This is a genomic window from Streptomyces sp. SM1, from assembly GCF_002910825.1.
GTDB classification, from domain to species: domain Bacteria; phylum Actinomycetota; class Actinomycetes; order Streptomycetales; family Streptomycetaceae; genus Streptomyces; species Streptomyces okerensis.
In genome coordinates this window covers 1-7957 of record NZ_NEUB01000938.1, presented here as the reverse complement: position 1 = coordinate 7957, position 7957 = coordinate 1, and the positions used below count along the sequence as shown (strand labels likewise).

General features: G+C 73.4%; 9 protein-coding genes. 5 read left to right on the top strand and 4 right to left on the bottom strand.

Translation table 11 applies throughout. From position 1 onward, the window contains the following. The first annotated feature begins 159 nt into the window (after positions 1–159). The 4 genes from B9S61_RS32300 to B9S61_RS32285 all read left to right on the top strand — a co-directional run bounded on the left by B9S61_RS32300 (position 160) and on the right by B9S61_RS32285 (position 4503). Positions 160–921, top strand: a complete 762-nt coding sequence (locus B9S61_RS32300) for a DeoR/GlpR family DNA-binding transcription regulator (protein ID WP_103545361.1) — start codon at positions 160–162, stop codon at positions 919–921. Then, positions 918–1865 carry a 1-phosphofructokinase gene (gene pfkB, locus B9S61_RS32295; protein ID WP_103545360.1) on the top strand — a complete coding sequence of 316 codons (948 nt, stop codon included), beginning with the start codon at positions 918–920 and terminating at the stop codon, positions 1863–1865. The genes B9S61_RS32300 and pfkB overlap by 4 nt, the downstream gene beginning before the upstream one ends. 112 nt (positions 1866–1977) lie before the next feature. Beyond that, positions 1978–4101: a fructose-specific PTS transporter subunit EIIC gene (locus tag B9S61_RS32290; RefSeq protein WP_103545359.1), complete on the top strand. Its 2124-nt coding sequence runs from the start codon at positions 1978–1980 to the stop codon at positions 4099–4101. 117 nt (positions 4102–4218) lie between these two features. After that, entirely contained in the window at positions 4219–4503 is a 285-nt protein-coding gene (locus B9S61_RS32285; RefSeq protein ID WP_103545358.1) for a hypothetical protein, read from the top strand. A gap of 81 nt (positions 4504–4584) precedes the next feature. On the opposite strand, the gene B9S61_RS32280 is transcribed toward B9S61_RS32285, so the two are convergent. Both B9S61_RS32280 and B9S61_RS32275 read right to left on the bottom strand, forming a co-directional pair. Further along, positions 4585–5331, bottom strand: a complete 747-nt coding sequence (locus B9S61_RS32280) for a DUF6227 family protein (RefSeq protein ID WP_103545357.1) — start codon at positions 5329–5331, stop codon at positions 4585–4587. Positions 5332–5599: 268 nt separating this feature from the next. After that, complete coding sequence (locus B9S61_RS32275; RefSeq protein ID WP_103545356.1) at positions 5600–6625, bottom strand: P1 family peptidase; 1026 nt, start codon at positions 6623–6625, stop codon at positions 5600–5602. Positions 6626–6669: 44 nt separating this feature from the next. Here B9S61_RS32275 and B9S61_RS32270 point away from each other — a divergent pair, with 44 nt between their 5' ends. Next, positions 6670–6846, top strand: a complete 177-nt coding sequence (locus B9S61_RS32270) for a hypothetical protein (protein ID WP_103545355.1) — start codon at positions 6670–6672, stop codon at positions 6844–6846. Between the two features lie 54 nt (positions 6847–6900). On the opposite strand, the gene mscL is transcribed toward B9S61_RS32270, so the two are convergent. Together mscL and B9S61_RS32260 are read right to left on the bottom strand one after the other, a co-directional pair. Then, on the bottom strand, positions 6901–7422 hold the full coding sequence (gene mscL, locus B9S61_RS32265) for a large conductance mechanosensitive channel protein MscL (protein ID WP_103545354.1): 522 nt from the start codon (positions 7420–7422) through the stop codon (positions 6901–6903). 135 nt (positions 7423–7557) lie between these two features. Further along, positions 7558–7957, bottom strand: a 400-nt coding sequence (locus B9S61_RS32260; RefSeq protein WP_103545353.1) for an RcpC/CpaB family pilus assembly protein, incomplete at its 5' end; no start/stop codon positions are given.

Sequence of the window (7957 nt, the reverse complement as noted above, 5' to 3'; positions counted from 1 at the left end):
GGCCCCCGCCCGTGCTCCTCAAGAGGGGAAGAGCGGGCACAAACAGAAGCCCGTTCGTGCCTGATTGTGCCCGCACCCGTTTACTTTTCCGACATCTCGACGTACTGTCCGAGCTGAAACCACACGTTCGGGCATGAACGGACCGGGAGGCAGCCGGACATGTACGCACCGGAACGCCAGCAGGAGATCCTTCGGCTCGCCCGCGACAGCGGCCGGGTGGACGTGGTGTCGCTGGCCGAGACGTTCCAGGTGACCGCCGAGACCATCCGCCGGGACCTGAAGGCGCTCGACCGCGCCGGACTGGTCCGCAGGGTGCACGGCGGGGCCATCCCCGCCGGACGCCTCGACTTCGAACCGGACCTCGCCGAGCGGGAGACCACCGCGGCCGACGAGAAGGACCGCATCGCCCGCGCCGCCCTCGCGGAACTCCCGGCCGACGGCACCGTGATCGTCGACGCCGGTTCGACGTCCGCGCGGCTGGCCGGCTTCCTGCCGGTGGACGCCTCCCTCACCGTCGTCACCCACAGCCTGCCCATCGCGGCCCGGCTCGCCGACCACCCCGGCATCCAGCTGCACCTGGTCGGCGGGCGCGTCCGGCACCGTACGCGCGCCGCCGTGGACGCCTGGGCGCTGCGGGCGTACGCCGAGATCCGCGCGGACGTCCTGTTCGTCGCCGCCAACGGGTTCTCCGCCGAGTACGGACTGACCACCCCCGACCTCGCCGAGGCCGCCGTGAAACGGGCGGCCATGGCCGCCGCCCGCCGCGTGGTGCTGCTCGCCGACTCCTCCAAGCACGGCCAGGAGCACTTCGCCCGCTTCGGCGACCTCGGCGACGTGGACCTGCTGATCACCGACACCGGGCTGAGCCCGCAGGACGCCGCCGCCATCGAACGCGGCGGCACGGACGTAGTACGCGCATGATCCTCACCGTCACCCCCAACCCGTCCCTGGACCGCACCTACGAGGTTCCCTCGCTCGACCGGGGCGAGGTCGTCCGGGCCACCGGCGAACGCGTCGACCCCGGCGGCAAGGGGGTCAACGTCTCGCGCGCCGTCGCCGCGGCCGGCCGGCGCACGGTGGCCGTACTGCCCCTGGGCGGCGCTCCCGGCGCCCTGGTCGCCGACCTGCTGGACGCGCAGGGCATCGAGGTCGCCCCGGTCCCGGTCGCCGGGGCCACCCGCTCCAACATCGCGCTCGCCGAGGCCGACGGTGTACTGACGAAGATCAACGCACCCGGTCCGGAGCTGACGGCGGCCGAGCGGGAACTGCTCCTGGACACCGTGCGCCGGCAGGCGCCCGGTGCCGACTGGATCGCCTGCTGCGGCAGCCTGCCGCGCGGACTCGCCCCCTCCTGGTACGCCGAACTGGTCGCCCGGGTGCACGACGCAGGCGTACGGATCGCCCTCGACACCTCCGGGCCCGCGCTGCTCGCCGCCCTGCGCGAACGGCCGGACGTGGTGAAGCCGAACGCCGCGGAACTCGCCGAGGCCGTGGGACGCCCGCTGGCCACGGTGGGCGACGCGATGAAAGCGGCCGGGGAACTGCGCGAGGCGGGCGCCCGGGCCGTACTCGCCAGCCTCGGCGCCGACGGGCAGCTGCTCGTCGACGAGGACGGCGCCTGGTTCGGCGCCGCGCCCGTGGACGCCGTCCGCAGCAACGTGGGCGCGGGCGACTCCTCGCTCGCCGGGTTCCTCGTCGCCGGCGGACGCGGACCCGGGGCGCTCGCCTCCGCCGTCGCCCACGGAGCGGCCGCCGTCCAGCTGCCCGGCAGCGTGATGCCGACACCGGGCGACCTGGACCCGGCCGCGGTGACCGTCACGGCCGAGGTCCCCGTGGACCGGGTGCTGAGGGAGCCGGTGTCATGAGTGCCCTCGCAGCCGCCGGACCCGGTCCCCGTCCCGTTTTTTCCTTCCTCACCCCCGTCCCCTCCCCCGCCCACCCCGCTGTACGGGCGATACGCGTGCGAAGGAGCCCGCGATGAGCGAGATGATCACCGCGGACCTGGTCGATCTCGACCTGTCCGCCGACACCAAGGAAGCGGCGGCCCGTGCCCTCGCCGAGCGCATGGTGGCCCAGGGCCGGGTGACCGACCTGGAGGGCTTCCTCGCCGACGTCGCCGCCCGCGAGGCCCAGATGCCGACCGGTCTCGACGGCGGCATCGGCATCCCGCACTGCCGCAGCGAACATGTCACCGAGCCGACCCTCGCCTTCGGTCGGAGCGCGGCCGGGATCGACTTCGGCGCGGCGGACGGACCCGCCGACCTGATCTTCCTGATCGCCGCCCCGGCCGGCGCGGACGACGCCCATCTGACGATCCTGTCGTCGCTGGCCCGGCAACTGATGAACACGCGTTTCACCGAGGCCCTGCGGTCGGTGGACGGCGCGGCGGCCGCGGCGGCGCTGATCCGGGGCGAGGAAGCCGGCTCCGTGGACGGTGAGGGGTCCGCCGGGACTGCCGAGACCGCGGAGACCGCAAAGTTTTCCGACTCCGTGGCGGTGCCGGCGGCGGCCTCCGCCGGCACCGCCACGGGCACCACCGTTCCCGGCGCGGACCGTCCCGCCTCCGGCACGGACCGCCCCGCGTCCGCCGCAGACGGCCCCATGTCCGCCGCGGACCGCCCGTTCCGGGTCGTCGCCGTCACCTCGTGCCCCACCGGTATCGCCCACACCTACATGGCGGCCGAGTCGCTGGAGAACGCCGGGCGGGAGGCGGGCGTCGAGATCGTCGTCGAGACCCAGGGCTCGGCGGGCTTCACCCGGCTCGACCCGGCCGTCATCGCGGCGGCGGACGGTGTGATCTTCGCCCACGACGTGCCCGTACGGGAGAAGGACCGCTTCGCCGGCAAGCCCACCGTCGACACCGGGGTCAAGGCGGCCATCAACCGCCCCGCCGACCTGATCACCGAGGTGAGAGGCAAGGCGGAGCGCGGCGAGGTCACCGCCGCCGCGTCCGGCGGTACGCCCGTCGAGCGCGGCGGCGAGTCCGGTGAGGGCTACGGCACCAAGCTGCGCAAGTGGCTGATGTCCGGCGTCAGTTACATGGTGCCGTTCGTCGCGGCCGGCGGTCTGCTCATCGCCCTCGGCTTCGCGATCGGCGGCTACGAGATCAACGAGGCGCCCTCGGTGATGGACCACTTCGTGTGGACCCAGGCCGACAGCTGGGGCGCCCTGCTCTTCCAGATCGGCGGCGTCGCCTTCGGCTTCCTCGTCCCGGTCCTGGCCGGCTACATCGCCTACGGCATGGCCGACCGGCCCGGCCTGGTGCCCGGCTTCGTCGGCGGCGCCATCTCGCTCACCATCAACGCCGGATTCCTCGGCGGTCTGGCGGCCGGTCTGATCGCCGGTGGTGTGGTGATCGCGATCCAGAAGGTGCGCATCCCGGCCGCGCTGCGCGGCATCATGCCGGTGGTGGTGATCCCGCTGATCTCCGCGGCGGTCGTCGGGTTCCTGATGTTCGTCGTCATCGGCAAGCCCATCGCCGAGGCGCAGAAGGGCATGACGGACTGGCTGAACGGCCTCTCCGGCGCCAACGCCGTCCTGCTGGGCGCCCTGCTCGGCCTGATGATGTGCTTCGACCTCGGCGGTCCCGTCAACAAGGTCGCCTACACCTTCGCCACCGCCGGGATCGCCGTCGCGAGCCCCAGCGACTCCGCGATGAAGATCATGGCCGCGGTGATGGCCGCCGGCATGGTGCCGCCGCTGGCGATGGCCCTGGCCACCACGGTGCGCGGCAAGCTCTTCAACCGCACGGAGCGGGAGAACGGCAAGGCCGCCTGGGTCCTGGGCGCCTCCTTCATCTCCGAGGGCGCGATCCCGTTCGCCGCCGCCGACCCGCTGCGCGTGATCCCCGCCTCCATGGTGGGCGGCGCGGTCACCGGTGCCCTGTCGATGGCCTTCGGCGCCACTCTGCGGGCCCCGCACGGCGGGATCTTCGTGGTCCCGCTGATCGGCAACCCGTTCCTCTACCTGGTCGCCATCGCCGTCGGCGTCTGTGTCACGGCGGGCCTGGTGATCGTCCTCAAGGGGCTGCGCAAGGCGGCTCCGGCGGGCGCGGGAGCATCGGTGCCGCTGTCGGAGGGCAGGCAGCCGGTCGCCGCGTAGAGCGACACCGGTGCGTCCATTTGGGTAGGTGTGGGCGGTTCATGCCTACTGCGATATAGATCACGATCCTCACGGTCCGGGGCTCAAAGTCCCGGACCGTGGTGTGTACTGGGCCGCATGTCTGAGCACGAGACGAGTCCGCGGACGACGGGCGTCACCGTCCTCACCCTGGTGGCCGTGGCCTGCGCGGCGGGTGTGGCCGACGCCCTGCGGCGACGGCGGGGGCGGGCGCGCAGGCGCACGCAGGGGAACATGGAGACCGCCGGGGCGCACACGCCCCACGGCATCCCGACGATCCCGCGCCAGCGGCGGGCCGGACCGCGGACGGAGGCGGTATGGCTCACCGACGCGGAACGGGACGCCTTCGCCGGGCTGGTACGGCGTTTCGGCGAATACGACTGAGCCGCACGCCGCTTTCGGGGCCTGCCCTGCCCGACCGCCCGCCTGTTCGCCTGGCCGTCCGTCTGTTCGCCCGGCCGTCCGTCAGGAGACCTGCGCGGCCCGGCGCTCCATCGCGTCCCGCGCGGCATCCTCGCTGGTGTACACCTCGCACATGTGCCGGCCGTCCGGCGTGAGGGTGTGCTCGACCTCCCACAGGGACAGCTCCACGCCGTCACCCAGCAGGAACGCGTGCTCGTAGAGCGAGAAGCACAGCGCCGGCCGCCCCGCGCGGGACGGACGGCCGAAGGCCTGGGTGATCCGGTGCGCACAGGCCGTGGCCAGCAGGGCGGCCGTCTCCGGGCCCGGCCGGTCCGGGTTCTCCGCCCGGCGCAGTAAGCGGCGCGCGTGGTCCGCGGCCCCGTCCGGAACGTACATCTGCCGCAGCGCCGGAGCCGGCGACAGCTGCACCGTCACCGGCAGTTCGAAGTCCGGGGTGTCCGGCGGAAGCGGCAGCCGGGCCGTGGCCGTACGCAGCTCCTCCTCGTCCACGTAGATCTCGTGCTGCGGCTCGCTGCCCGGTGCGGTGTTGTGGACCAGCTCCCAGAGCGTGACCGCCGAACCGTCGGCGAGCAGCCAGGTGTGCCGGTACGTCTCCCGGTGCAGTCCCGCACTGTGGTGCGCGGAGTGCAGCGAACCGTCGTACGCCAGCGCGCAGTCCAGCCGGCGGATCGTCTCGTCCGGCAACTCGAAGGAGTTCAGGGCACGGCGGAGGAGTCGCGCGAGGTACTCCTCCGGAGACTCGGGCGAGTCGGGTGGTTCGTACGCTGCCGTCTCGTACGGAACGCTCAAGGTTTCTCCCGGCGTTGCTGCATGTCACCTTGTGGGTGCATACCGTAGCCCCTCGGCTGGACGTCATGTCCGGGAACGAGAAAAACGTCTGGCGGGAAAACGACCGGGCCGCGCGAGGAATTCCCACCCCCTCCCTCCGAACGCCAACTCTTCCCGCCCCGGCGGCATTTCCGCGGTCCCGGCTCACACCGTGCCCGGCGCTCCGGTGCCCCGCGCGGGCCCGATGCCGCTCACCGGCGCCCGTACGCCTCCCGGTGCGCCCCAGCGGTCAACTCCCGTACAGCTCCTCGTACGACGGCCATGCCCCGCCCGGTCCGTCCACCGGCCCGGCGGCACGCACCGCCCGGACGATCGCCCGGGTCACCACGTCCGCGCCCGCCGCCAGGACCCCGTTCAGGGCGAGCGGGTCCGCCGCGTCGAGCGGGCGCGTGCCCGTGGCCAGGGTGAAGACGGTGTCCCCGTCGCTCAGCAGATGCACCGGCCGGACGGCTCGCGCGATGCCGTCGTGCGCCGTGCCGGCCAGCTTCTGCGCCTGCGCCTTGGACAGCCCGGCGTCCGTGGCGACCACCGCCAGCGTGGTGTTCAGCGGGGGAGGGGCGTTGCGCTCGGACGCCTCCGCCAGCCGCCGCAGCGCGGCCTCGTGCACCTCCGCCGCCGGGTAACGCACCCGGCCCTGGAACAACTCCCCGTACAGCACCCCCGTTCCCGGATCCACCACCGATCCCGCCGCGTTGGCCACCACCAGCGCGGCCACCGTGATCCCCGAGTCCAGCACCGTGCTCGCGGTACCGACCCCGCCCTTCATCTGCCCGACCACGGCCCCCGTACCGGCGCCCACACAGCCCTGGGGCCCCGGCGCGCCCGGCCCGGACGCCGCAGCTTCCTCGACCGCGGCCCGGCCGGTGGCCGCGTCCGGGCGGGCCCGGAAGTCGCCGCCCCGGCCCAGGTCGAAGACACAGGCGGCCGGCACCACCGGCACCACATGGGTGGGATCCGGCCCGACGCGCACCCCGCGTCCGCGCTCCTCCAGCCAGGCCATCACCCCGGACGCCGCGTCCAGCCCGTACGCGCTGCCCCCGGTCAGCACCACCGCCTCGGCCTTCTGCACCAGATTGCGCGGGTCGAGCGCGTCGGTCTCCTTCGTGCCGGGTCCGCCGCCGCGCACATCCACCGCGGCCACCGCCCCGCCCTCGGGTGCGAGCACCACCGTGGTGCCGGTGAGCCACCCGTCGCCGGTACACGTGGCGTGCCCGACGCGCACACCGGCCACATCCGTCAGAGCGTCAGCTGTCATGGGCTCACTCCTGCCCGGGTCGGGCACGGTCGTACCCTGGACGCATGGACACCGCCCCCGACCCCCGGCCGCGCGAGCCGAAGCCCGCGCTGGTCTTCGACGACCCGATGGACCAGCAGTCCTCGGACGACACGGACCGCGGGTGGGGCGAGCGCCCGTCCGGCGACAGCGCCGCCGACCTGAAACGCTTCCTCGACGAGAAGCCGCCCCACCACATCTGACCCGCGTCCGATCGGTATCCGTCCCGCGTCCGGCCCGCCGGCCGGCGCAGGGTCCTACCGCGCGCCGTCTCCCGGGCTGCCCTGACCCGGGCCCGAGCCGTCCCGTCCGGGGCCGCTCTGCCCCGCGCCACGCTGTGCGACGAGGGTGTCGCGGATCTCCTTGAGCACTTCCAGCTCGGTGATCTCGATGACCTCGTGCGCGCCCTCCTTCGCCTTCCGGCGGGCCTCGATCCGGGCCAGGTACTTCGCCATGGGCAGCACCATCAGGAAGTAGACGACCCCGGCGGTGATCACGAACTGCAGCGTCGAACCGAGGACCGAGCCCCACAGGATCCTGACGCCCGTCGTGGCGTCCCCGGTGCCCTCGCAGGGACCCTTCAGACACGAGCTGTAGCTGTCCAGGTTCTGGGTGCCGAACGCACCCACCAACGGGTTGATGATCCCCTTCACCACCGAGTTGACGACGTTGGTGAAGGCGGCGCCGATGACCACGGCCACGGCCAGATCGACGACGTTGCCCCGCATCAGGAAGGCCTTGAAGCCCTGCAGGACGCTCGTCTTCTCCTGGTCGCTCACTTCGGAGCCTCATTTCTCGTGCGTAACGTGCGGCGGAAAGCGCTCCGCAACCTACGTCACACCCGTGCCGGGCTGTCCAATCGCGGCGTTCGACGCAGGGTGCGGGCGAGGGCACCCGGATCGGAATGGCACGGTTCAGCACAGAGTCACCGCCAGCCGTGCGGTGGCGCTCGCGCCGGCCAGACCGGCCGCCGTGGCGCGCGGCACCGACAGCACGACCAGCGCCCCGCCGTCGCCCGTCCCGCTGTCGCCCGTCCCGCTGTCGCCCGTCCCGCCGTCATCCTTCCCGCCGTCATCCGCTCCGTCCACCGGTTCCGGCACCTCGGTCACCCGCGCCCCGCGGGCCACCACGCGGGCCTCACCGCCGGACATCGTCTCCTCGGCGGCGATCACGTCCACCAGGTCGCCCGGCCGCAACAGCCGTACCGTGGCCGCGTCGGCGATCCGCACCGGCGCCAGCACGGTCTTCCCCGCGCCCCGCGGCCGTACGGGGCGGTCTCCCGGGGAGGCCGAGGCGGTCCGGAGGCCGGAACCC

Excerpts from the sequence above, each read along its gene's own strand:
- B9S61_RS32300 (WP_103545361.1), top strand. The coding sequence starts at position 160 with ATGTACGCACCGGAACGCCAGCAGGAGATCCTTCGGCTCGCCCGCGAC.
- pfkB (WP_103545360.1), top strand. The coding sequence starts at position 918 with ATGATCCTCACCGTCACCCCCAACCCGTCCCTGGACCGCACCTACGAG.
- B9S61_RS32290 (WP_103545359.1), top strand. The coding sequence starts at position 1,978 with ATGAGCGAGATGATCACCGCGGACCTGGTCGATCTCGACCTGTCCGCC.
- B9S61_RS32285 (WP_103545358.1), top strand. The coding sequence starts at position 4,219 with ATGTCTGAGCACGAGACGAGTCCGCGGACGACGGGCGTCACCGTCCTC.
- B9S61_RS32275 (WP_103545356.1), bottom strand. The coding sequence starts at position 6,625 with ATGACAGCTGACGCTCTGACGGATGTGGCCGGTGTGCGCGTCGGGCAC.
- B9S61_RS32270 (WP_103545355.1), top strand. The coding sequence starts at position 6,670 with ATGGACACCGCCCCCGACCCCCGGCCGCGCGAGCCGAAGCCCGCGCTG.